We start from the raw sequence: 22,592 nt of genomic DNA, 5'->3' as shown, positions 1-22,592 counted from the left end.
AATGTGTATCAGGCTTAATGACGATAGCGGCATGAGAAGGGTGGGAAAACTATCTTTCTTTATCGATCAATCAACTAGCAATCTAAGTAAATTCCGAACTTCCCTCTAATCAATATGTGCGTTTACACTGTATAAAAATACAGTATTTAAGGGCGTATGATGACGTTTTCCTACCCAACACTAGCGCCAGGCAAGTGTGAGCTGCCGTTGTATCTGGACAAAGTTCCTGCAGGGTTTCCCAGCCCGGCAAGTGACTACATTCATTCGCGCATTGATCTGAATGAGTATTGCATCAGTCATCCTAATGCGACCTATTTCCTTTATGCGACCGGCGACTCGATGCTTGAAGCGGGTATAACGGAAGGCTCAATGCTGGTGGTCGATCGCAGCCTTAGTGCGGCGCATGGCGATATCGTTATCGCCAGCATGGCGGGCGAATTTACCGTAAAGCGCCTATGCCTACATCCCCAGCCTCAATTGGAACCTATGAATCCGAAATATCAACCGATTCCGCTGCATGACAATGTAGACGGTGTAGAGATTATTGGCGTTGTCGTATCGTCAATCACGAGGCTTAAGTAATGTACGCGCTTGCTGATGTGAACAGCTTCTATGCAAGTTGTGAAACGCTTTGGCGTCCAGATCTGCGCGGGCGGCCGATTGTCGTGCTGTCAAACAATGATGGGTGCGTGGTCGCGCGAAGTCAGGAGGCCAAGTCACTCGGCGTCAAGATGGGCGAACCCTATTTCAAGGTTAAGCAACGTTTTGAGCGTGCGGGCGGCGTCGCGTTTAGCAGCAATTATGAGTTGTATGCGGATATGTCCGCACGTGTGATGACCATATTGGAAGAGATGGCGCCGCGCGTTGAAATTTATTCAATCGATGAAAGTTTTATGGATCTGAGTGGGATGGCTAACTGTATTGCGCTCGATGAGTTTGGTCGTTTCGTTCGTGCCAGAGTATTACGCGATACGGGTTTAACGGTGGGAATTGGTATTGCACAAACCAAAACGCTTGCCAAACTGGCAAATTTTGCGGCCAAGAAATGGGCGAAAACCGGTGGCGTCGTCGATCTTTCACATCAGGTACGCCAGCGTAAGCTTATGGCACGGGTGCCCGTTGCCGAGGTCTGGGGAATAGGCCGAAGGCTCGCCAAACAGCTTAACGGCATGGGCATTGAAACGGCGTTGCAGTTAGCTGACTACAGTACCGCAACGCTGCGCAAACGCGTCAGCGTTGTGCTCGAAAGAACGGTGCGCGAATTGCGTGGCGAACCTTGCTTAGAACTGGAAGCGTTCGCGCCAACCAAACAGCAGATTATTTGCAGCCGTTCTTTTGGTGAACGCATCACTGAGTATGAGCAGATGCATCAGGCTATTTGCCTGTATGCCACGCGCGCGGCTGAGAAATTGCGTGCAGAGCATCAGCATTGTCGGCACGTCAGTGCCTGGGTGAAAACCAGCTCTTTTACCGTCAACGAACCTTATTACGCGAATTCAGCCACGCTAAGGCTGAGTATTCCGACTCAAGATACTCGGGATATTATTGCTGCAGCGTTACGCTGCCTAGACGCAATTTGGCAACCCGGGCATCGTTATCAGAAAGGCGGTGTCATGTTGCAGGATTTCTTTAGTCAGGGCGTTGCCCAACTTGGGCTGTTCGATGAACCTCAGATTAGGAAGAACAGCGAACAGTTAATGACGGTGCTGGATCGTATAAATAGCGCGGGCAAGGCCACGCTGTGGTTTGCCGGGCAGGGGACACAGCAACCGTGGTCAATGAAGCGTGAACGGCTATCGCCAGCGTATACCACGCGCCTGAGTGATTTACCCCGTGCCCGAGTCTATTAAAGAAACTATTCAGATTGAAAATAGTTACCGTAATGGGAAGGCCATTAAAAAGGGGCTTTACGCCCCTTGGAGCTTGATGACGAAGTCGCCTGATAGCGCGAGATACCCGGACCTAGCGTAGCGAGGGGCGATCCGGTGGCTTACGCTACTACGACCCCATCACCACGCTTTCCCTAATAATAGGCTTTGTCAGCAGTCTGAAAGGGGTTATGCCCCGTGGCCGCAGGTATTCTTTATTTATGCAGCGTTTGAATGATGTTATAGACCGTCGTCACTCGCTCATCATTTGGGAAGTTTTTATTTGCTAACATCACGACTGCGATTTTTTGTGAGGGGATAAATACCGCATAGGTTGAGAAACCATTGGTGGACCCCGTTTTGTTATACCAGGCCTGCTGCACTGGCGGTTGTGGTGGAGTGATGGCCTTGGCGCTTACGCCATTCAGAATCACTTTCGCATCGTTGCCAGCCTGTAGCTTTTCCAGCGTGACCGGATAAGGGTAGCTTTCCCACATCATATTTTGCGTGAATTCACTCGCGTGATAGTACCCGTTATGTGTATCGTTCAGCGCTTGCTGCCAGGTGGGATCAACTTTGCCCAGTGCCATATTGGCATTCAGATAACGAATTAAATCGCCACTGCTGGATTTTAAACCATAAGATTCTGCATCAAGCGGGGCGGACGTGACGCGTACCGGCCGATCGTTCTTATCGTAGCCTTGGGCATAATCCGCCATTGCCGATGGGGGGACGTTAACGAAGCTGTGCTTCATCCCTAATCCTGCCAATAAACGTTGTTCCATTGCCTCGGCAAACGGCTGATTCAGGCTTTTAGCCGTAATCATCCCCAGCATGCCAATACCCAGATTGGAATAAATGCGGTAGCTGCCAATCGTATGCTGTGGCTGCCAACTTTTATAGTAATCCATCAGCTGAGCCGTATTGGTGACGTCATCTGGCACAAACAGCGGCAGACCAGAGGTATGTGTAGCCAGATTCTGCAACGTGACCTTGTCGAATGTACTGCCACGGAGTTCCGGCAGATAGTGGCTGGCGCTATCCGTCAGATTGATTTTACCAGCGTTTTGCGCGTAGGCGGCCAGCGTCGCGGTGAACGTTTTGCTCAATGAACCGATCTCAAACAGCGTCTGAGCGGTGATAGGCCGTTGGCTTTGTTTTGATGCGACGCCGTAGTTATAGAAATGCGCTTCACCGTCAACAGATACGGCGATAGTCATGCCAGGAACGGCGTGTTTTTGCATCAATGGCTGCACGATACGGTCGATCTCTGGATTATCGCTGGCGTGAGCGAAAGCAGGCAGCAGGGCTAAGCACAATGAAAGCAACGGGAGAGGTTTAGTTAGCATACGGGTCTCATTTTATTTTACGGGTTCGGTGCGGTTTGCAGGACGCTGCCAAAAGTTATTTTAGGGGGTGAGCTCGTGCGTAGATGTTCATCCATGATCTTGTGGCAACGTTACGCATGGTACTTTCCTGTAAACTGCGGCAGCAATTTATCGTTATTATATCTATTCTGACAATCGATAATATTTTCATGGAGCATAAAGAAAAACTTATGGCTAGAGCTTATGCGTGATTGGTTACCACTGAATGCGTTGCGGGCGTTTGAATCCTCTGCACGTCATCTCAATTTTACGCGTGCCGCCCGTGAATTGAGCGTGACCCAGGCGGCGGTCAGCCAGCAGGTTCGAATGCTTGAAGAACGGCTGGGGATTCAACTGTTCAAACGTTTGCCGCGTGGGCTGGATCTTACCGATGAAGGGCAGGCTTTATTGCCGGTACTCACTGCGTCGTTTGATCGGATCGAGTCGGTATTACAGCAGTTTGACGGCGGCTATTTTCACGAAGTATTGACCGTCTCTGCGGTAGGCACGTTTGCCGTAGGGTGGTTAATGCCGCGTTTGTGTGAGTTTCACCGAGCGCATCCGTTTATCGATCTGCGCGTGATGACCCATAATAACCTGGTTAATTTGGCGGCGGAGGGGATGGATTTTGCTATCAGTTTTGGTGATGGAGCCTGGCCGGCGACACGCAGTGTCAAACTGTTGGAGGCACCGCTGACGGTGTTGTGCTCGCCAGCGGTGGCGGCACAACTGACAACGCCAGCCGAGTTAAAGCAGCAATTGTTGATGCGAACCTATAGAAGAGACGAATGGGAATGCTGGCTGAGTGCGGCTGGCGTCACGCCTTGGCGCATCAATGGCCCCATGTTCGATTCCTCACGCCTGATGGTGGAGGGCGCTTTACAAACCGGCGGCGTCGCGCTGGCACCGGCCGCGATGTTTACCCGTGAATTACAAGAGGGCCGCCTGATGTGCCCATTTGATATTGAGGTCAATCTTGGGAGTTATTGGCTTACCAGCCTGAAATCCCGCACCATGACACCAGCGATGAAAGCATTTGAATATTGGATTCTGCAACAGGCGGGGCAGCATCACACGGTGTCGTCAACTCACGCCTAAGAGACGTAAGAGCGCCGTCACGGCGGCAGCGGCTATCAGCACTACAATCAACGGGAGTTTTCGCCAGGCCAAAAAAACACCAACGATAACGCCAATCAAGCGCGCTGCACCGGCAAAATGCTGCTCTTCAAACAGCGCCGCTATGACGGCGACGGCCAACAACAACGTCGTCGCGGCGTCGGCCAGCAGTGTTCGTGTGGTATCAGAAAACGTCATACGCTGGCCCAACAATGCGCCGCTCAGACGTAATAAATAGGTGCCGATGGCTAATACAGCGATGCCGATGATAATCAGAGTGTGTTCCATTATTGCCCTCGTTTTCTGATCAACAAACCTAACAGAGAAAATAATACCGGCAGACCGATAGGTACCCAAGGCACGGTAATCAGCGCCATTAGCGTACCGGATGCTGCCGATAACAAGGTGCGCAGATTTTTCAAAGATGAAATGATTAGTGCCAATAAGAGAGTGGGAAATACGGCATCTAGGCCGATAGCCTGCATGTCAGGAATAACGTTGCCGATGACACTGCCAATGATCACCCCCAGCGGCCAGCACAAAGCAATACCGATACCGCACAACCAATAGGCGGCTTTGCGTTTAGCGAAGGAAGATTGAGAGACGCCGAATACCACGCTTTCATCATTCATGATATGGCAGCCTAAAAAACGCACCGAACCCCGGCCAATTAAATCTTTCACCGCCATACCAAATGGCATGTGCCGTGCATTGACCAGCAGACCGGCGGTAGCAGCGGCGAGTGGGCTACCACCGCTGGCAACAATGCCGATAAACAAAAACTCAGAAGCGCCAGCCAACACCAATAATGATAATGCCAAGGGTACCCATAACGGGAAGCCATAGCCTGCCGCCAGCGAACCATAAGAAATACCGACGATACCGTCAGCCAGACAAACCAACGCGATGCTTTTTATGACATCCTTGCCCAGTACGGAAAACGATTTAAAGGCCATGTTTTTTCTCATAACGAACATAAGTTCTATTATAATGAACATAACAATGTCGTTTTACAAGACGAACGATCGTTCGTTATAAAAATATCACGGTATAAACATGACCCAACCGATCAGTATTATTTCTAACGCATTGGTACGTGAACGCCAACGTACCGGGCTTTCGCTGGCGGAAGTGGCGCGGCGTGCCGGCATCGCTAAATCCACACTATCGCAGCTTGAGGCCGGTAACGGTAACCCGAGTCTTGAAACGCTGTGGGCGCTATGCGTGGCGCTAGACATTCCTTTTGCGCGCTTGATGGAGCCGCAACAAAATAAAACGCAGATCATCCGGCGTGGGGAGGGGCCGACGGTGGTTGCTGAAATGGCTAATTATACCGCAGCGTTATTGGCGACCTGTCCTCCCGGTGCGCGCCGCGATATTTATCTACTGACGGCGCAACCGGGAGCCGACAGAATTTCTCAGCCACATTCGGTGGGGGCGGTTGAACACATCATCATCACACAGGGGCGTGCGCGAGTGGGATTGGTTGATGCTGCGGTGGATCTGAATCCCGGTGACTATATCTGCTATCCCGCCGATCAGGCGCATATCTTCAAAGCGTTGGAACCTGATACGTTGGCGGTGTTGGTGTCTGAACAGAACTAAGCGGTGTAGGCGCGGTTTTGTATACGTTTGGTTAATGATAGCGGCAATATGATTATTGACAGTAATAAATTATCGTTTTACGATAAGTTATTATTGTTTGTTAAGGATAGTATTGCTCATGGTCACCGCACCTCGGATGCTTTTACCCCTCTATGTTCGTTGTCTCTGTTTGTTGATTATGGCGATGCTGATCATGAGCACTGCGGTTGAAATGTTTGTGATACTACAAAGTTGGTTCAAACATGAGGCTTACCAAGCCATTATTGACGGTTATCGCGAGACGTATCCTGAGCTTAAGGCCTATGCGATACCGCAGCAGCGCTGGGCGATAGCCGCGACCTTGGCGCTGGATATTTTTTATTATTTACCGTATTACTGCGCGTTACTGTGCGGTGCAGGGTTGTTTTATCAGTTCTATCGCGGCAATGTCTGGCAGCGCAACAATATGCTTTTACTACAAATTATTGGTATCCTACTGATTGTCGACGTCGTGTTCCCATCGCTTGCCAGTATGCTGCAAGTCATGGTGCTCACTGCTGGCGGAAAATTGATGCTGATCGTTTATTACGGCATCAACAGTGAATCGATACGTTCGCTGATCATTGGCTGCGCTGTGCTGGTCTTTAGCCGGGTTTTTTTAGAGGCACTGCGACTGAACGAAGAACAGCTTTCTTTCGTGTGAGAATAGAGTGGCGATAATTGTAAGTCTTGATGTCATGTTGGCCAAAAGGAAGATGCGCTCAAAAGAATTGGCAGAACAGGTAGGGATTACTGAACAAAACCTCTCGTTGCTGAAAAATGGCAAAGTGAAGGGGGTGCGCTTGGAAACGTTGGATAAAATCTGTCGGATTTTACAGTGTCAACCAGGCGATCTGTTAACTTGGCAAGCGGATGACGACGCGCAGTAAAGCATTCATCTGCTAATTTGAACGGCTAATACCGTCATATTTCAAGCTGTAAATACCCAAGATAATTCGAGTTGCCTGTAGGCGGCAACTGAATGAGTCCCTGGGAGCATAGCTAACTATGTGACGAGGGTGAAGGAAGGCAGCCAACACCCAAGCAACGTGAAGTATGAAGGGGATAGGCAATTGGCTATTCGCTCACGGTGATGGCGGCGAGTAGCTTTGACAGCGTTATAACCCCCACCGTATTTATTGGCATTTTTCGTAATATTGTGCGGTTACACCTTGGTGAATCCATTCTTATATCGAGTATAGTTTGGCAATGACAGAGGTTATTTGTGAAAAAAGGAATGTTCATTGGTCTATTCGCGATCGTTATCAGCAGTAATAGCGTATTGGCTAACAGTGCGGAACAAGTTAACAATGAAACCGTACCGATTACATTTCAAAAAAAATTAAAGGGTTTAGTACACCAATTATGGGATACGCTCACTGCGGAGAATAATAAAGAAGAAAATGACCCGTTACCCATTCCCGACGCGCTGATTTAAATGATTGCCAGCGTGATTGTCATGGGATATAGGAAACTTATCTTTCACCGTTGTAAAAATTAGGAGTAGGGAAATGAAACGGATATTTCCGCTGTGTATGGCGGTATTATGGCCGGCTGTGGCATCCGCTCAGATTGATTTACAATTTCATCCGGCGGAACCCAACGAGCAGGCGTTGTCTTCGGGAGCGCAGGAAAAACACAGTTTACCTCGTCATCAAATTTGGAATGCGGAGAAACTGGCTCGCGATAATGAACGCGCCATTCAACAAGAAAGGCAGCAGGAATTGGCAGATAGCCAGCGGCGGCGTCAACGCGAACAGATGCTGGGTGACAGGCCCGATGATCGCTCTCATCGTTCTGGTAAATATCGCCGTTCATATGAACACAATTCAGTATGCATGCCGCCTGGCTTCACGGGTAACCTGAAGTGGGATGATAGCCAGCAAACATTTAAAAACGAACCGGCATTGTGCGGCAAGATTGAATGGGATTAAACGCGAGCGTTTGAATATCGATCGCCGCCTGCCTCGGCCGGGCAGCGCTGCCAGGCCTGAAAGGAGGGGGGGCAACGATCAAGAGGCCATGGCTTTTTCTACAAAGAAGTAGCTATTAAGTAATTGACCGACGTATTGTGCGGCCGGGCGGCTTTCCATATCGAGAAAATGACCGGCCTCAGGAATAGTAATAAACTCACAGTCCTGAATATAGTTACCCATATCGCGAATATCGTCTGGCGTGGTATATTCATCGCGCTCACCGTTCATGAACATAATGGGGGTTTCAATTTTACGGAAAATATCGATGTAATCTTTATGGCATAACGACGATATTTGTCCAATATGGAAGCTGGCCTGCCGATATGTTTCCTGATCAAGGTTTTTAATGTGTTCATGGTTGGCCTGTTTCAGCAAGCCCGGTAAATATTTACCGACTTCGTCATTAAGTAGTGTGGCCACCTCGTGGTTTTTTCCTTCATCCAACAGAACCTTGGCGCGCTCAATATAATTGTGCATCGCCGGTGTAATACGGGTTGAGAACGAAGCCACTACGGCTTTTCGAATCGAAGAAGGGCGGGCCGATAATGCCATTAAAGCTGCCAATCCTCCCCATGAAACAGAGAGAATATAGGCGGGTTGATAATGCTCTATCAGGCTATTTAGAATGAGAACCTCCTCACTCTTCGGTAATGGTCGGTTCAACTGGTTGTGTGGCCGTGATTTTCCGATGAAAGGGAGATCAAATAAAATCACGTTAACGCGATTTTTAAAGCTTTTAACACAATTGCGGAATGCCAATGTCGTCGATAGCGCACCATTAACACAGATAACGGATTCCGTTACGCCAGGATAGTTATATCGCTCTACATAGATTTGCCATTCGCCGACGCGAACAATGCCTGTTTCCGGTTTCATTTCCCACCCCCATTAATACAAATTAAGTGATACTTGCCATGCCAATGTGGCAAAATAAATCCCCAGCAAACAATGCCGATACTTATTGTTTTTCTATTATTTGTTGCCGTGCTCAAACTCGATTTGCCAACGGCTCAAGTGAAGGCGATGCTAGATAGCGTGAGACAAGGCGCTGTCGGTGGCGGCAACCACGCCATTCACTTCTAGCACGGCTGGCGAGCTTTCGGTCACGGTTTCATTGCCAGTTTGTTGCAGTATGGCGATGAGTTGATCGGTTGTGTCGACGGAGGTGCTGGTTACGCCCTCGGTGGTGTGACTAATTACATCGGTGGTGTCAGCGATTTTATCGAGCGCATGATCAACGATCTCGGTAATGTTGTCCGCCAAATTACCGACTGTCTGGGTAAGATCGCTGACCAGATCCAGTACGGACTTAGTCACGTCGTGCACCAAATCACCGACGCTTACGCCAACGCCCTTTAGCAGCCCCCATAACCCGCCTGAACCAGAGGTCACGGCATCAACTACGCCATCGATTGCGTTTGTGCCACTGTTAACGGTGGAATCAACAAAAGTGGATACGCTATCAACCACATTTTTCACGATATTTTCGGCCATAAATTATCCTGATATTTTGCAGAAATACTTAAGTAGTGAAGTGAGTGCGTCAGCCTGAGCCAGCGCGACGTCATGAGTAAAGTTAGAACCTGATCACGTTTTTGATCAAATTTTAATTAAGTGTTTATTCCGCGATAAAAAAGAGGGTATAGCGTCATTTATTTAAGTAAATCTATAAGAAACAGATAATTAATACCACACACCGCCTCATCCGATGAGTTATTTTTTTAGGATTAGTTCTATATGCATTCGCTTTTCACTGTTAATTTTTTTATTAATTATGAAGTAAATATTACGCAGAGTGAGAAGCCAATTTTATGGAAAAGCGCAGTGTAAATCGCTATAACGCGACCCGTAGAGTGTGTTGACAATATCGTCACTGTCAGGCCAGCAAGCTGAGGTTTGCGAGGGCCGTTTGTAAGGCCGCTGTGTGTTGTTGCCATGAGAGCCCGCGGATTATGCTGATGTCATCACCCCGACCAACGTCCCATTTCTGATTGGTGAGGGTACTGCTGTAGGCGTACAGAAGCTGGAATCATAAGGCAGACGGTAATGAGCGCCGCCCTTAATCGCGGGTATTTTGTGGCACTCAGGACGCCACGGCATTTCCTAACAAAAAGTAGTTGTTAAGAAATCTGCCGACGCATTGTGAAGCTGAGCGGCTTTCCATATCGAGAAAGTGACCGGTTTCTGGAACGGTAATAAACTCACAGTTCTGAATATCGTTTTCTATATTACGAATATCTTCCGGCGTAGTGTATTCATCTCGTTCACCATTAATGAACATAATCGGTGTCTCGATATTGTGGAAGATATCGAGATAGTCTTCATGACACAATGCAGAGATTTGTTCGATATGAAAACTGGCCTGACGGTATGCTTCTTGATCAAGGTTTTTAATATGTTCATGATTAACCTGCCGGAGTAAGCCTGGCAAATATTTGCCGAGCTCATTATTCAGTAATGTTGCGATTTCGTTATTTTTACCTTCATCCAGCAAAGTTTTGGCACTTGCGATAAAACTGCGCATGGCGGGTGTAATTCGGGTCGAGAAAGAGGCCACAATCGCTTTTCTAATCGAGCATGGGCGCGTTGATAAGGCCATTAACGTGGCGACGCCCCCCCAAGATAAGGAAAGAATAGAGGTGGGTTGATAACGCTCAATCAAATGGTTCAGAATGGTGACTTCTTCGGATTTTGGCAATAGACGGCTCAATTGATTGTGTGGTCGAGACTTACCGATAAAAGGAAGATCAAATAAAATAACATTCATACTATTTTTTAGGCTTTTGACACAATTACGGAAGGATAATGTCGTCGAGAATGATCCATTGACACATATAACCGATTCAGTAATACCTGGGTAAATATATCGCTCCACATAGATATTCCATTCGCCGACGCGAATAATGTCTGTTTCCGGTTTCATTTTCCACCCCCTATTAATAAAAATCACGTCATACTTGCCATTTACACATGGCAAAACAAATTCCTGACAATGATGCAGAGATTAATGGCATTTCAATTATTTTACGGTCGCGATACCAACGACATAAAGCGGCCGTTTTATTAAATCGTTAATGCTATCTTGCCAACTTATCGCAGGCGTGAGTTGTGATGCCTTTCAGCCGTGGCCACCGCTCATGATTACTGCATCCACAACATCCTTGATGAGTCTTGATCGTGTGGTTAACGGTGGCGTCAGCAAAGTACGACACACGATCGGTTCAGCTTTTCACACTATTTTTAACTTTATCTACTCCTAAAAGGTTACGAGAGTGTGGCAGCGATATAGGGCATTTCTTTGCCTGAGTAAGCCGCTCCCGTCAATAAAGTTAGACCTAGATCACGCTTATGATCAAATTTTTTTTAAGTATTTTTTTTTGATTCAAAGACGCATAAAAAACCAAGCTGTTTTTTATATGTTTAAAAACAGTATGATAAATTTTTTTGTTGGCTAATTTTACTGGCTTTTAACGATTAGGTTGTATGCTTTAAAATATTACTGTTATATATCTAATCAATTACCATGAAAACATTAAGCAGGCTTACATACCGTTTTTTGAAAAAACACAGTATAAATCGCTAAAAAAAACGGTTAAGCGTGAACATCGGCGTTAATAGGCGCGGGAGTGGGAAAGTGATCGGGTTATCACGGCAAAGACGCCTTTGCCGCAGAAAGAGGGGTTAGCGGCAATAGGTTTGCAGCAGTGCACGCGCATCCGCTTTGAGTTGATAGAGATACACCGGCCGTCCTGTGGTGCCATACAGAATACGTGTGGCGAGAATCCCCACATCAGATAAATAAATCAGGTATTTCCGGCATGATACCCGTGATATACCAATGGCGTTGGCTAAATTATCGGTGGAAAACTCGGTATCGTGCTGTTGGTCGATCCACTCACATACCGTGCTGAGGGTAATGTTGGTCAGCCCTTTTGGTAACTTTTGGTTTTCTTTGCCGGTGGGGGGACGGCGTAGCAGATTATCGACATCGGACTGGGCGCAAAATTCACGTTGCGCCAAAATTTGCGATTGTTGCTGATAATGACTCAATGCCTGTTTGAACCGGCTGAATTGGAAAGGTTTAATCAGATAGTCAACTACGCCGTAATGGAGTGCTTTTTGTACCGTATCGACATCACTGGCGGAGGAAATGACGATGACATCCGTCTTTTCGCCTAGCTCGCGCAGCGCGGGCAGTAAATCCAGACCGTTCTCTTGCTGCATATAGATATCCAGCAGCACCAGATCGATACTGACGTTGGCATCCATAAGCAACGCATGGGCTTGCGCTAAGGTGGCGACCGTTGCCTGACATTGAAAGCCATTGACCTGGCTAAGATAATATTTATTGAGTTCCGCAACCATCGGATCATCATCGACAATTAAAACGTTAATCATAGCGTCAGCTCTTAGCCTGATAGGGAATATGCACATAAAACTGAGTCAGTTCGCCCGGTGTGGAGTCAAAATCAATACCGCCGCCCAGTTTTTCCAAATGATTGCGTATTAGCGCCAAGCCAACTCCCCGTCCTGCTCCCTTAGTGGAAAAGCCGTGTTCAAAAATACGGGCGCTGAGGGCTGAAGCAATTCCGGGGCCGTCGTCACTCACGATACAATGTAATTGATCGCGGTGATGATGGAGGCGTAGCGTAATTTCGTGGCCTTCGTCGCCGTCGATAGCATCAAGGGCATTTTCAATTAAGTTACCCAGCACGCTGATTAACACATGGGTAATGTCTGCATCATCAATTTCTGGCAGTAAGCTGCCTTCTTCTAGGGTCAGTTCAACGCCTGCTTCGCGCGCCCGGTTGATTTTTGCGATGAGGAATCCTGCCACCTCTGGCGATTTAATCATACCTAATAACGTGCCAATCTCTTCCTGATAATTGCTGGCGGTACTAATAACGTAATGCTCCAGGCGCTGATAAGCTTTCATGTGTAACAGCCCGAGGATAACATGCAACTTATTCATAAATTCGTGTGATTGCACCCGTAGCGCATCTGCGTATTGCGCCATACCGTTCAGGCGTTGTAACAAACGGCTGATTTCCGTTTTATCGCGGAACGTGGCAATCGCACCAATCACTTGGCCTTTAACAATGACCGGCACCGTGTTTGTCAGCAGCTCGCTGCCATTAAAGGTAATTTGTCGGTCGCGCTGCGGTTTTCCACTCTCCAATACATCAGCTAGGTGGAGTTGTGCTGGCCAGTGTTTGCTGGCGGAAGATAACAGCAGATTCTCAAATGGTCCGCTTTGCCGCAACAAGCGTTTTGCTTCGTCGTTGATAATGGTAATGCGGGATTGGTCATCAACGGCAATCACGCCTTCTTTGATCGATTGCAGCATCGCGTTGCGTTGTTCGAATAAGTTGGAAATCTCATAAGGTTCGAAGCCGAGCATAATGCGCTTCAATGCTTTCACCAAAAAAAAGGCACCCAGCGTACCGACCAGCGCGGCGAAGGCCAGCGTCCAGTAGATGATCCAACGGCTTTCCGCGACCACGCGCTGCACGGTATCCAGCGCGATACCGAGCGCAACAACGCCAATTTGCTGGTGGTGCGCATTATAAACCGGCACAAACACTCTCAACGCCGGGGCCAGCGTACCCCGATTAATCGCACTGTTAGGCTTACCCAGTAGTGCGGGAGCGAGATCGTCGCCAATAAAATGCTGGCCGATTAACGCCGGTTTGGGGTGCGAATAACGGATGCCAGCCATATCCAGCACCACCACAAACAGTAATTCATTTTTCTGGCGCACGTGTTCGGCAAACTGCTGAATGTGTGCGCTGTGCTGTTGCTGGAGGCCATGGATAACGGTATCCGCTAGCGCCACGGTTTCGGCGATCGCCAGCGCTTTTTGACGCAATTGATCCTGCCCTTGATGATTCATCTGCACGAAAAACAGAGCATAAACCACCAACAGTACCGACGCGATAATGGCCGAAACCATCAGTGTGAGCGTAGTGCTGAGTTTCATCGGCAGCCGTTGTTTAGGCATGACGTTCTCCGAATGGGGATGGCGAAGGATTATTCTAACGAGGAATGCAGATAAGTGCCGCTAGCGGTAACAGAGTATCACAGGCTATTGCCGGGTTTGTGGCTTACTTTAGTTACAAAATGGGCGGCAACTGCGATGGGCAGGTTTTCAGTATGCGTTCGCGATTGAATGATATGTCTTTCTCGTCATGGCAAGCTAGGGCGACGGGGCTAATGGTGGGGCGCCTTTACGTCGCCGTGCGGGCTATCGATCCGCGTCGTGATAATGATAAACAGCGCGTTCAAGATGAATGATAACCGCCGTACATCCTTGTCGGCGGTTTTTACTCTGGTACGTTGATATTGCTCTGTTTTTATTTATTCCCTTCGGAAAGGTTGTTGTGTAGTGCGGTATGCTGTTTATAGCGCACTACATGCATCAGACCTGCGAGGGTAATCAACGCGGCGCCTGCCATGTCGGTCCACAAGCCAGGTTTAATCAGCAAAATAGCGGCAATGATAAACAGAATGCGCTCTAACCAATGGGTTTGATGTAGCCAGAAGTTGGCACTGGCAATTGAGAGCGCATAAATCCCAACCAGAGCGGTCACGATCATGTGAATCATCGAGAGTACGCTCAGGTTGTCACCTTGCATCAGCAGCGCCGGGTTATACACCAAGATAAAGGGGATAATAAAGCCCGGCAGCGCTAAGCGTACTGCATCCCATGAGGTTTGCATCGGATCGGCGCGAGCGATGCTGGCGGCAGTGTAACTGGCTAACGCCACCGGAGGCGTAATGTTGGACAAGGCACCAAACCAGAATACAAAGAAGTGCGCCGCCAGCGGCATGACGCCCGCTTTGATCAAAATAGGTGAGACGGTCACGGCCACCACGATATACAACGCGGTGGAGGGGAGCCCCATACTCAGCACGATGCAGACTGCCATGACGACCAGCAGAATCATCCACAATGTATTATTGGTGAGCGAAACGATGTTGAATGCCAGCGTAGAGCCGATGCCGGTCATGGTGACGACGCAGATGATCACGCCAATCGCCGCGCAGGCGATGGTCACCTGGATCGATCCGCGTGCCGCTTCGTTTAACGCTTCGGCGATTTTTTTTGGGGTCATGCGTACCGAGCTATCTGGTGTGATCCAACTGGCGACAATAATGGCAATAATGCCGAGAAAACCCGCGTAGATTGGTGTTTTCCCTACGAGCAGCGTACCGATGACGATCACCAGCGGCAACAACAATAAACCACGCGCTTTTAGTATCGCTTTGACCTGTGGAATATGCTCTTTGCTGAGCCCTTTCAACCCTTGCTTTTTTGCTTCCAGATCGATGGCGATGATCAAGGCTGCGTAGTACAGCAGTGCGGGCACGATGGCTGCAATCACGATGGTGGTGTACGAAATGCCAAGAAAACCCGCCATGATGAACGCTGCGGCGCCCATGATCGGTGGCATGATCATGCCGCCGGTTGATGCCGTGGCTTCCACCGCGCCAGCAAAGCGTGGTGACAGGCCGATGTTTTTCATCAGCGGAATGGTGAAGGTTCCGGTGGTGGCGACATTGGCAACCGCACTGCCACTGAGCGAGCCGGTCAGTGCTGAGGAAATCACGGCTACCTGCGCAGGGCCACCACGTCGGCGGCCAGCCATGGCTAACGCCAGATCGTTGAATAACTGAGTTGCACCGCTCACGCTGAGGAATGAACCAAACAAAATAAACACAGCAATAGCGGTTGAGGCGGTCGACAGTGTAATGCCAAAGATCCCTTCGCTGGTCATAAACAGGCGATATAGCAAGCGTTCAAGGGAAAAACCGCCGTGACCGAAGATACCCAGGAAATATTGACCGAACAGGGCATAAATAATGGCAAACGTCGCCAAACTGGGAATGAAGTAACCGGTAGTGCGGCGTGCGGCTTCAAACAAAACGGCGATCCCCAAAGCTGCCATCAGATAATCGGTCGTGTTGGGAATACTCTTGCGCACCACATGCAGGTCAAGGTAATTGAAATAGAAATAACCGTAACTTACCAGCGTCAGTACGATGAACAGATAATCCCAGCGGTTAAAGCCCGCGGTGGCATGCTTTTTGGCAAACGGAAACAGAATAAAGCCGAGGATCAAAATGCCGCTGAGAAACGTGGTATTACGGTAGAACTCTTGGGTGTTCGCCAGCGCATTGGCGTAGATGGCATACAGGGAAATGGCAATAGCCAACAGTGTGGCCAATTGTAACGCGATACCCGTTAATGGGCGGTTACCGGCACCCGCCTCTTTATCCAGATCCCCCGCGGATGACGGGGGCAAGTTATTGGTATTCATAATGCCTCCGAGTGGCTAGACACCACGGTATCTGTTGCTTCAGGTGGGATGAGGTAATCGGGGATCTGCACGCCTACTTCGCGAAAATAACGGTAGGCCCCAATATGCAAGGGTACGGATACGCCTTTTAGCGCATTTTCAAGCGAGATATACTTGGCCGCGCTGTGTACCTGATGGACTGCTGGCAGATTTTCGAACAGGGTTTTAGTCAGGTCATAGATAATTTTTTCATCTATCTGACGAATAGAAACCAAGATGTTCGGCTGGGCGATAGTAGCAACCGACTTGGTCTGGCGCGGATAGGTATTCGGCTTAATGTCAAAGCGGAACCAGGCGTTGGCGATGGTGTTGATCTGGGTTAGCTGCTCATCGGTTACGTCTAATATGCGTGATGGAATACCGCTGGCATACATATCGGTCACCGCCGCCGCGGGCACGCCGGCGGGTAGTGCACCTCCGTCAAGGCGGCCATCGCGCATGGCTGAAACAGTGTCGCCGTAACCCAGATATTCTGGTGAGATAGATTTCTTGCTTAGCGCCACGCCTTGCAGAATAACGATCGTCGATTGCTCGGTGCCGCTGGCCTGTGGCCCAACCGAGAAACGTGTTCCCGCGATGTCGTTTAGCGTGCCGTCTTTGACTTTACTCTCCAGCATCACAAAGTGTTCGACGTTGGGCCACAACATCGAGATCGCACGTAAATCTTTATAGGCGCGGTGATCAAAGTTCCGCACGCCTTCAAAGGCTTCGGTTGCAATCAGGCTTTGTAAGATAGCTAGCTGCGCCTCATTTTTTTGCAACAAATCGATATTCTCTATCGAACCGGCAGAAGATTGCCCGGTTACCTGAATACCATCTGGTTTTAATTGGTTGCTCCAGACGTTGGCAAGTCCTACGCCCATGGGGTAAAAGGTGCCCCCCGTGGAGGCCGTGGCGACAGAAAGGAAGGTTTTATGTGCATTTTCGACTTTACCGATGACGGCGAGCGTGACCACGGCGATGGCTGCAGTAACGCCTACGAATAACTTTATTTTTCTATTCTTCATGATGAGCCCAGGTGTTTTGAAACAAACGAGTAACATTACGCTTAACTCGTATACAACATGGTGGATTTGTTGATCTAGTGGGGACGATGTGATTTGCGATCGGGTTACGCAAAAAACGTACTGAATAGGTTCAGGAATGTGATGAAGGTTGAAAGAAATTTGCTGAGCGGTTATCGCCGATAACAGGGCGAGCGGTTAGACAAAAAATCCTCGCGTTGCGGAGTGAATGCATCCAACCGCGTTCCGGCATCAAGGCAAACGCAGCCGTGAACGGTATGGGCGATTTATACAGCGTATAGCCAGTGCTGACATGCTACGTTTCTTCAGCGATGGTAAAGGTAAAGCGACCAGAAAAAACGTAGGCCAATTGCTCAAGCGAGTGATGCTGTCAGGCCCCAACCGCGCCCTGGGTGAAATGCGCTTCAACCGCCATCATCTTCCGCCATGTGCCAGAATACGGCGAGTGACACCGTTGCCTATATCCTCACATAACAGGTAAAAAAACGTTGGTAATAAACGCATAGGGAAGTGAATAACCCTGATTTGTTGGGCGGTATGCATCATCGCCCGTGGGGGAAGCAAAACAGGCTAAGGGTGTTTCAGATCACCGGGCAATGAGTACGATAAAACAGCCTTAGAGTAAAGGGCGGAAAAAATTAAATAATACGGCCGCCGCATACAGCCCACAGCCAAATACCGTATGGGTAAGAACGCTGCGCCAGCGTGCTTGGCGTGGCGAAGGGGTTCGGGCGGCGGCGATTCCGAGGCCGAATGCGGGCTGCATGATCAGCCAAGGGGCGGCTACGCTGATGACACCGGCCATGAGGGCGGGCATGAGAGTCGGTTGCCGTAGCCAAGCGGGGCCGACGATCGCCACCAGTATCATGGTGAATATGATGCCAATGGCATAGTGCGCTAACCACCCGAGCAGACGTTCATAGCGAATAGTGGGGGCAGAAATGATTGATTGATGCTGGAATTGCCCCCGGCGCATCAAACCAAGCCAGCGGCCAACCAATGCATAATCCAGAGTGTGTATACCGACTATCCGGCGTTGAAAAAAGGCCCACAGATCCATCACGCCGGTGGCGATAATGCCAATAAACAGAACTGCGATAATTAATGCGGTTGTCGTCATCGTTTTGTACCCTCATTAAGTGTGGCGGACAGCCGTCGTGAGACAGTGGCGCTATTTTGCAACGTAAAGTTAACTTGAGGTCAAGTATGATTGAGCTGGATATAGCGCAAGTAGTAAAACGTACCGGCCTGAAGCCGTCTACGCTGCGCTTTTATGAGGATAAAGGTTTAATTCGTTCAATCGGGCGCCGAGGTTTAAGAAGACAGTACGGTGAAGAGGTACTGCAAAAATTGGCGTTGATTAATCTGGGGCGTCAGGCGGGGCTGACGCTGGCAGAAATAGGGGCGATGTTTGATGAGCGGGGGGAAATGCACATTGACCGACAACATTTGCTGACCAAAGCCGAAGAGGTGGACAACACCATCAGGCGGTTAAAAGCGGTGCGTGATGGTTTACGCCATGTGGCGCAATGCCCCGCCGACCATCATTTAGCCTGTCCAACATTTCAAAAAATGCTCGATATGTTACTGAAGTAAATGAATATAAGGCTAGTGATGCGGGTATTTATCGTTAAGATATAATTAACTACAGCAACTATATGGATTTGGCCTGCGTCATCTTTTTTCAGTTAGGAATATTCTTCGAAAGAGCTCCGCAACCGCGCCCGGATGTGCTGGGAGAAGGATGAATGGCTATTAATTTGCGTACCTTTTGATACCCAAAATGGCGTATTTCGATGGATTTTATAGTAATGCGCAACATTAAACGAAACACTAATCAGCAATAAGAAAATTAATGCAAACATGCTGAATACCAAACCATTTTTCTTCTCTTTCTGCGCTTTTTTAGTGTGCGCGACACGGGATAAAATGTCGCCATCAGGTGAGATGCTTAGCGCTTCAATCAGAACATCATTAGCAATTTTTAACCCAACTTTTGGAATGGTTTCAATGACATTTTTTTCTACACCCATCGTTTTGATGATGCGGCGTAATATGCTTAGGCATTGGTTGAGGTTATTGTTGCTGGCTTGCAGACCATGATCATCCCAGACTTTTGTCAAAATGGTATCGCGCTCAACGACTTCACCTTTATGTTTAATTAGTAGCGTAAAAAGCCTGGCGGCGGCGGCAGAGATAGCCACGTGCTCGCTGGCAAGACTTTGTTGATAAAAGCCTATGGATTTAGGACAAAAAATGATGCTGTCCTCAATGCGATAAATAACGTGGCTCAAATCAGCGTAGCTCCCGGACGATATAAGATAATTCGTGACAAGAAATATCTTAGCTGAATTTGACTTAAGGTTATTTGATCGAGAACAAGGTAGATTTTATCAATGTGATAATGTTGCGATTGCGTAAGCCGAGTGCTTTGTCATCAAGATTATAAAATGAAACAAATGCAATAATTACACTATTAAACTAAACTTTTATTAGCGGCAGGTAGCGGTAAACGTGGGTAAGAACTGCCGTCTGTTCTTAAGCGCAACGCGGAGGGCAGTGATCATGACATATCAACATATCGTCATTGCAACCGATCTCAGTGAGGACGCTGAAATTCTACTGGATAGAGGCGCCAAATTAGCCGGTGCACTGAACGCCAAACTCTCATTGATTTACATTGATGTCCACCATACCGGTTATTACGCCGAACTGGGGGTGGGATCTTATGATTATACGCATCATACCTTCTCTGAGCGTGCCAAAAAAATCTTGGAAACCATAAAAAATCAGTCTGCTTATCCCGTGGACGAAATCATTATTGGCCGTGGCGAGCTGACCGAAGAGTTGAATATCGCGGTGCAAGAGAAGGGGTTCGATTTGATTATTTTCGGTCATCATCGTGACTTCTGGGGGCGATTGATGTCGTCAACGCGGCAGGCGATTAATAATCTGCATGTTGATTTATTGGTGATACCGATTGAAGAAAAATAACGGGCGATAGCCGAAATGCACAACGAAGGTAACCCTTTAGGGTTATTAAAACGCACGTTTTGACTGGCCGACGGCGTTTAACAGGACTATCCTCGGATAGATTAAATATTTGTATGACATATACAAATTCTATTCACATGGGGGAGGTTCTATGCGTTTTGATAATAAAGTGGTGATCATTACTGGCGCAGGTAACGGAATGGGAGAAGCAGCAGCGCGTCGATTTGCAGCAGAAGGTGCCATTGTGGTGCTAGCAGATTGGGCAAAACAGGCGGTTGATACTGTGGCGGCTTCGTTACCAAAAGATAAAGCCTATGCGGTGGATATCGATGTTTCCGATGCCGTTGCGGTGGAAAAAATGATGAATGACATCGCGCTGAAATATGGTCGTATCGACGTGCTGATCAATAATGCCGGCGTTCATGTCGCAGGCAGCGTGCTGGAAACCAGCATCGAGGATTGGCGTCGTATTGCTGGTGTCGATATTGATGGCGTGGTGTTCTGTTCTAAGTTTGCCTTGCCCCACCTGCTGAAAAGCAAAGGCTGTATTGTAAATACGGCGTCGGTATCGGGGTTAGGCGGTGACTGGGGAGCGGCGTATTACTGCGCGGCAAAAGGCGCGGTCGTCAACCTAACGCGGGCGATGGCGTTGGATCACGGTGGAGATGGCGTGCGCGTCAATTCAGTCTGTCCAAGTTTGGTAAAAACCAACATGACCAACGGCTGGCCGCAGGAGATCCGCGATAAGTTTAACGAACGTATTGCATTAGGCCGCGCCGCCGAGCCAGAAGAAGTGGCTGCGGTGATGGCTTTTCTCGCCAGTGAGGATGCCAGCTTTATTAACGGCGCGAACATTCCGGTCGATGGTGGCGCAACGGCATCAGACGGCCAACCTAAAATAGTTTAAGACCTAAGCTGAGGGCGCAATGGGCTGGTGGCTGCGCCCTCATCATAAGGAGCAAAGAGCCTGTTTATACGCCTATCCGATCGCGGATACTGTAGTACGCCGCTCCGATGGCGGTAAACGGAATGTGCAGATTGCGCCCGCCGCAGAAAGGCAGGTGGGGCAACCTGGCAAAAGCGTCAAACCGTTCCGCATCACCGCGCATCAGTTCACCGATCAATTTCCCCGCCAAATGAGTACAGGTGACGCCATGGCCGCTGTAACCCTGCATATAGTAAATATTATTCTCCAAGCGGCCGAACTGTGGCATACGCGAGAGGGTTAATAAGAAGTTCCCCGTCCAGCGATAGTCAAGACGCACACCTTTTAACTGTGGGAAAGTTTTAAGCAGTTTAGGACGAATTAGATTATCGATATCATCGGGATCGCGTGCGCCGTACACCACGCCACCGCCGTACAGTAAGCGGTTATCGGCGGTCAGGCGATAATAATCCAGTAGATAATTGCAGTCTTCTACGCAATAGTTTTGTGGAATCAGCGAGTGTGCGACCTCGGCCTCCAGCGGTTCGGTAGTGACCACTTGGGTTCCGCAGGGCATACTGATTTTGGCCAACTTGGGTTCCAGTTTGTCACCCAGATACGCGTTACCGGCCACGATCACATAGCGTGCCTTAACTTGGCCGTGGGCGGTGCTGACGAGAGCGGGCTCGCCATGCTCGATATGCGTTACCGCCGATTGTTCGAAGATGCGGCCACCGTGCTGGCGGATAGCTTCAGCTTCGCCCAGCGCTAAATTCAACGGGTGAATGTGCCCGCCGCTGTGATCGAGCAGAGCGCCGACATACCGATCGCTGGCAACCTCTTTACGGACTCTCTCCGCGTCCAGCAACTCCAATTGCGTATTGCCGTAGCGCGCCCAGTTTTCCTTTTGTTCGATCAGAGCGTGGTACTGTTTGTTATTCAACGCGGCAAAAATCCCGCCGGGGCGATAGTCGCACTGGATGGCGTAACGTTCGATACGGCTGCGAATAATATCTGCACCTTCAAACATCATGCTGCCCAGCATGCGCGCGCTATCTGCACCATAACGTTTTTCTATTACATCAATATCGCGGCTGTAGGAGTTCACCAATTGCCCGCCGTTGCGTCCGCTGGCGCCGAAACCTATGCGCGCAGATTCCAGCAACACTACGTCGTAACCGGCCTCGACCAAAAATAGGGCGGAGGATAAACCGGTATAGCCGCCGCCGATGATGCAGACATCACATTCGATCGACTCATTTAACTGCGGATAAGGCTGATGGGGATTGGCGGTTGCCGCATAATAACTTTTCGCGTGTTCAGTCATGTTATCCGTCC

24 protein-coding genes and 1 pseudogene are annotated in these 22,592 nt (G+C 49.0%); 11 read left to right on the top strand and 14 right to left on the bottom strand.

Features of this window, described 5'->3' with window-relative positions; all coding sequences use genetic code 11:
- Positions 1–159 precede the first annotated feature (159 nt).
- Both umuD and umuC read left to right on the top strand, forming a co-directional pair.
- Positions 160–582 carry a translesion error-prone DNA polymerase V autoproteolytic subunit gene (umuD, locus tag ACQKDS_RS17180; RefSeq protein WP_399672996.1) on the top strand — a complete coding sequence of 141 codons (423 nt, stop codon included), beginning with the start codon at positions 160–162 and terminating at the stop codon, positions 580–582.
- Entirely contained in the window at positions 582–1,850 is a 1,269-nt protein-coding gene (gene umuC / locus ACQKDS_RS17175; RefSeq protein ID WP_399672869.1) for a translesion error-prone DNA polymerase V subunit UmuC, read from the top strand. The genes umuD and umuC overlap by 1 nt, the downstream gene beginning before the upstream one ends.
- Before the next feature lie 233 nt (positions 1,851–2,083).
- Here umuC and ampC read toward each other — a convergent pair whose 3' ends face one another.
- Complete coding sequence (gene ampC, locus ACQKDS_RS17170; RefSeq protein WP_399672871.1) at positions 2,084–3,217, bottom strand: class C beta-lactamase; 1,134 nt, start codon at positions 3,215–3,217, stop codon at positions 2,084–2,086.
- Between the two features lie 222 nt (positions 3,218–3,439).
- Here ampC and ACQKDS_RS17165 point away from each other — a divergent pair, with 222 nt between their 5' ends.
- The gene (locus ACQKDS_RS17165; RefSeq protein ID WP_399672873.1) at positions 3,440–4,333 is read left to right on the top strand and encodes a LysR substrate-binding domain-containing protein; all 894 of its coding nucleotides are present in this window, start codon (positions 3,440–3,442) and stop codon (positions 4,331–4,333) included.
- Here the strand turns inward: ACQKDS_RS17165 and ACQKDS_RS17160 are convergent.
- Entirely contained in the window at positions 4,319–4,639 is a 321-nt protein-coding gene (locus ACQKDS_RS17160) for an AzlD domain-containing protein (RefSeq protein WP_399672875.1), read from the bottom strand. The genes ACQKDS_RS17165 and ACQKDS_RS17160 overlap by 15 nt on opposite strands.
- Entirely contained in the window at positions 4,639–5,307 is a 669-nt protein-coding gene (locus tag ACQKDS_RS17155) for an AzlC family ABC transporter permease (protein ID WP_399672877.1), read from the bottom strand. The genes ACQKDS_RS17160 and ACQKDS_RS17155 overlap by 1 nt, the downstream gene beginning before the upstream one ends.
- A gap of 100 nt (positions 5,308–5,407) precedes the next feature.
- On the opposite strand from ACQKDS_RS17155, the gene ACQKDS_RS17150 reads away from it, so the two are divergent.
- The 5 genes from ACQKDS_RS17150 to ACQKDS_RS17130 all read left to right on the top strand — a co-directional run bounded on the left by ACQKDS_RS17150 (position 5,408) and on the right by ACQKDS_RS17130 (position 7,908).
- A complete protein-coding gene (locus ACQKDS_RS17150) occupies positions 5,408–5,956 on the top strand; it encodes a helix-turn-helix domain-containing protein (RefSeq protein ID WP_399672879.1) in 549 nt (182 codons plus the stop codon).
- 118 nt (positions 5,957–6,074) lie between these two features.
- Positions 6,075–6,638 (top strand): DUF2975 domain-containing protein, encoded by a 564-nt coding sequence (locus tag ACQKDS_RS17145; protein ID WP_399672881.1) that lies wholly within the window; start codon positions 6,075–6,077, stop codon positions 6,636–6,638.
- Positions 6,639–6,645: 7 nt separating this feature from the next.
- Positions 6,646–6,864 carry a helix-turn-helix domain-containing protein gene (locus tag ACQKDS_RS17140; protein WP_399672883.1) on the top strand — a complete coding sequence of 73 codons (219 nt, stop codon included), beginning with the start codon at positions 6,646–6,648 and terminating at the stop codon, positions 6,862–6,864.
- Positions 6,865–7,199: 335 nt separating this feature from the next.
- Positions 7,200–7,412 (top strand): hypothetical protein, encoded by a 213-nt coding sequence (locus tag ACQKDS_RS17135; RefSeq protein ID WP_399672885.1) that lies wholly within the window; start codon positions 7,200–7,202, stop codon positions 7,410–7,412.
- Between the two features lie 73 nt (positions 7,413–7,485).
- A complete protein-coding gene (locus ACQKDS_RS17130; protein ID WP_399672887.1) occupies positions 7,486–7,908 on the top strand; it encodes a hypothetical protein in 423 nt (140 codons plus the stop codon).
- Positions 7,909–7,986: 78 nt separating this feature from the next.
- Here the strand turns inward: ACQKDS_RS17130 and ACQKDS_RS17125 are convergent, their stop codons facing one another.
- From ACQKDS_RS17125 to ACQKDS_RS17085, 9 genes and pseudogenes are all read right to left on the bottom strand, one after another.
- Complete coding sequence (locus ACQKDS_RS17125; RefSeq protein ID WP_399672889.1) at positions 7,987–8,826, bottom strand: alpha/beta fold hydrolase; 840 nt, start codon at positions 8,824–8,826, stop codon at positions 7,987–7,989.
- 150 nt (positions 8,827–8,976) lie between these two features.
- Entirely contained in the window at positions 8,977–9,444 is a 468-nt protein-coding gene (locus ACQKDS_RS17120; protein ID WP_399672890.1) for a hypothetical protein, read from the bottom strand.
- A 589-nt stretch (positions 9,445–10,033) separates the two neighbouring features.
- Positions 10,034–10,873: an alpha/beta fold hydrolase gene (locus tag ACQKDS_RS17115; RefSeq protein WP_399672892.1), complete on the bottom strand. Its 840-nt coding sequence runs from the start codon at positions 10,871–10,873 to the stop codon at positions 10,034–10,036.
- 758 nt (positions 10,874–11,631) lie between these two features.
- Positions 11,632–12,348, bottom strand: coding sequence for a two-component system response regulator DcuR (dcuR, locus tag ACQKDS_RS17110; protein ID WP_399672894.1), 717 nt, complete (start codon positions 12,346–12,348; stop codon positions 11,632–11,634).
- 4 nt (positions 12,349–12,352) lie between these two features.
- Complete coding sequence (locus ACQKDS_RS17105; RefSeq protein WP_399672896.1) at positions 12,353–13,951, bottom strand: sensor histidine kinase; 1,599 nt, start codon at positions 13,949–13,951, stop codon at positions 12,353–12,355.
- A gap of 352 nt (positions 13,952–14,303) precedes the next feature.
- A complete protein-coding gene (locus ACQKDS_RS17100) occupies positions 14,304–16,271 on the bottom strand; it encodes a TRAP transporter permease (RefSeq protein WP_399672898.1) in 1,968 nt (655 codons plus the stop codon).
- Positions 16,268–17,317, bottom strand: coding sequence for a TAXI family TRAP transporter solute-binding subunit (locus ACQKDS_RS17095; RefSeq protein WP_399672900.1), 1,050 nt, complete (start codon positions 17,315–17,317; stop codon positions 16,268–16,270). The genes ACQKDS_RS17100 and ACQKDS_RS17095 overlap by 4 nt, the downstream gene beginning before the upstream one ends.
- Before the next feature lie 170 nt (positions 17,318–17,487).
- A pseudogene (locus ACQKDS_RS17090) lies at positions 17,488–17,839 on the bottom strand (cupin domain-containing protein).
- A gap of 112 nt (positions 17,840–17,951) precedes the next feature.
- Positions 17,952–18,455: a DUF2938 domain-containing protein gene (locus ACQKDS_RS17085; RefSeq protein WP_399672902.1), complete on the bottom strand. Its 504-nt coding sequence runs from the start codon at positions 18,453–18,455 to the stop codon at positions 17,952–17,954.
- Positions 18,456–18,541: 86 nt separating this feature from the next.
- Between ACQKDS_RS17085 and ACQKDS_RS17080 the strand changes: the two genes are divergently transcribed.
- Entirely contained in the window at positions 18,542–18,931 is a 390-nt protein-coding gene (locus tag ACQKDS_RS17080; protein WP_399672904.1) for a helix-turn-helix domain-containing protein, read from the top strand.
- A gap of 92 nt (positions 18,932–19,023) precedes the next feature.
- Here ACQKDS_RS17080 and ACQKDS_RS17075 read toward each other — a convergent pair whose 3' ends face one another.
- Positions 19,024–19,629, bottom strand: coding sequence for a transcriptional regulator (locus ACQKDS_RS17075; protein WP_399672906.1), 606 nt, complete (start codon positions 19,627–19,629; stop codon positions 19,024–19,026).
- A 271-nt stretch (positions 19,630–19,900) separates the two neighbouring features.
- Here ACQKDS_RS17075 and ACQKDS_RS17070 point away from each other — a divergent pair, with 271 nt between their 5' ends.
- Together ACQKDS_RS17070 and ACQKDS_RS17065 are read left to right on the top strand one after the other, a co-directional pair.
- Positions 19,901–20,329: a universal stress protein gene (locus ACQKDS_RS17070; protein ID WP_399672908.1), complete on the top strand. Its 429-nt coding sequence runs from the start codon at positions 19,901–19,903 to the stop codon at positions 20,327–20,329.
- A gap of 151 nt (positions 20,330–20,480) precedes the next feature.
- Positions 20,481–21,236: an SDR family NAD(P)-dependent oxidoreductase gene (locus ACQKDS_RS17065; protein ID WP_399672910.1), complete on the top strand. Its 756-nt coding sequence runs from the start codon at positions 20,481–20,483 to the stop codon at positions 21,234–21,236.
- Between the two features lie 64 nt (positions 21,237–21,300).
- Here ACQKDS_RS17065 and ACQKDS_RS17060 read toward each other — a convergent pair whose 3' ends face one another.
- A complete protein-coding gene (locus ACQKDS_RS17060; protein ID WP_399672912.1) occupies positions 21,301–22,581 on the bottom strand; it encodes an NAD(P)/FAD-dependent oxidoreductase in 1,281 nt (426 codons plus the stop codon).
- Positions 22,582–22,592: the final 11 nt, after the last annotated feature.

The organism is Serratia sp. NPDC078593 (assembly GCF_050268245.1).
Lineage (GTDB): Bacteria > Pseudomonadota > Gammaproteobacteria > Enterobacterales > Enterobacteriaceae > JBNNGK01.
This window is presented reverse-complemented; position numbering and strand designations above follow the sequence as displayed.

Coding starts and splice junctions, on each gene's coding strand:
- umuD (WP_399672996.1), top strand. CDS start 160: ATGACGTTTTCCTACCCAACACTAGCGCCAGGCAAGTGTGAGCTGCCG.
- umuC (WP_399672869.1), top strand. CDS start 582: ATGTACGCGCTTGCTGATGTGAACAGCTTCTATGCAAGTTGTGAAACG.
- ampC (WP_399672871.1), bottom strand. CDS start 3,217: ATGCTAACTAAACCTCTCCCGTTGCTTTCATTGTGCTTAGCCCTGCTG.
- ACQKDS_RS17165 (WP_399672873.1), top strand. CDS start 3,440: ATGCGTGATTGGTTACCACTGAATGCGTTGCGGGCGTTTGAATCCTCT.
- ACQKDS_RS17160 (WP_399672875.1), bottom strand. CDS start 4,639: ATGGAACACACTCTGATTATCATCGGCATCGCTGTATTAGCCATCGGC.
- ACQKDS_RS17155 (WP_399672877.1), bottom strand. CDS start 5,307: ATGGCCTTTAAATCGTTTTCCGTACTGGGCAAGGATGTCATAAAAAGC.
- ACQKDS_RS17150 (WP_399672879.1), top strand. CDS start 5,408: ATGACCCAACCGATCAGTATTATTTCTAACGCATTGGTACGTGAACGC.
- ACQKDS_RS17145 (WP_399672881.1), top strand. CDS start 6,075: ATGGTCACCGCACCTCGGATGCTTTTACCCCTCTATGTTCGTTGTCTC.
- ACQKDS_RS17130 (WP_399672887.1), top strand. CDS start 7,486: ATGAAACGGATATTTCCGCTGTGTATGGCGGTATTATGGCCGGCTGTG.
- ACQKDS_RS17125 (WP_399672889.1), bottom strand. CDS start 8,826: ATGAAACCGGAAACAGGCATTGTTCGCGTCGGCGAATGGCAAATCTAT.
- ACQKDS_RS17120 (WP_399672890.1), bottom strand. CDS start 9,444: ATGGCCGAAAATATCGTGAAAAATGTGGTTGATAGCGTATCCACTTTT.
- ACQKDS_RS17115 (WP_399672892.1), bottom strand. CDS start 10,873: ATGAAACCGGAAACAGACATTATTCGCGTCGGCGAATGGAATATCTAT.
- dcuR (WP_399672894.1), bottom strand. CDS start 12,348: ATGATTAACGTTTTAATTGTCGATGATGATCCGATGGTTGCGGAACTC.
- ACQKDS_RS17105 (WP_399672896.1), bottom strand. CDS start 13,951: ATGCCTAAACAACGGCTGCCGATGAAACTCAGCACTACGCTCACACTG.
- ACQKDS_RS17100 (WP_399672898.1), bottom strand. CDS start 16,271: ATGAATACCAATAACTTGCCCCCGTCATCCGCGGGGGATCTGGATAAA.
- ACQKDS_RS17095 (WP_399672900.1), bottom strand. CDS start 17,317: ATGAAGAATAGAAAAATAAAGTTATTCGTAGGCGTTACTGCAGCCATC.
- ACQKDS_RS17085 (WP_399672902.1), bottom strand. CDS start 18,455: ATGACGACAACCGCATTAATTATCGCAGTTCTGTTTATTGGCATTATC.
- ACQKDS_RS17080 (WP_399672904.1), top strand. CDS start 18,542: ATGATTGAGCTGGATATAGCGCAAGTAGTAAAACGTACCGGCCTGAAG.
- ACQKDS_RS17070 (WP_399672908.1), top strand. CDS start 19,901: ATGACATATCAACATATCGTCATTGCAACCGATCTCAGTGAGGACGCT.
- ACQKDS_RS17065 (WP_399672910.1), top strand. CDS start 20,481: ATGCGTTTTGATAATAAAGTGGTGATCATTACTGGCGCAGGTAACGGA.
- ACQKDS_RS17060 (WP_399672912.1), bottom strand. CDS start 22,581: ATGACTGAACACGCGAAAAGTTATTATGCGGCAACCGCCAATCCCCAT.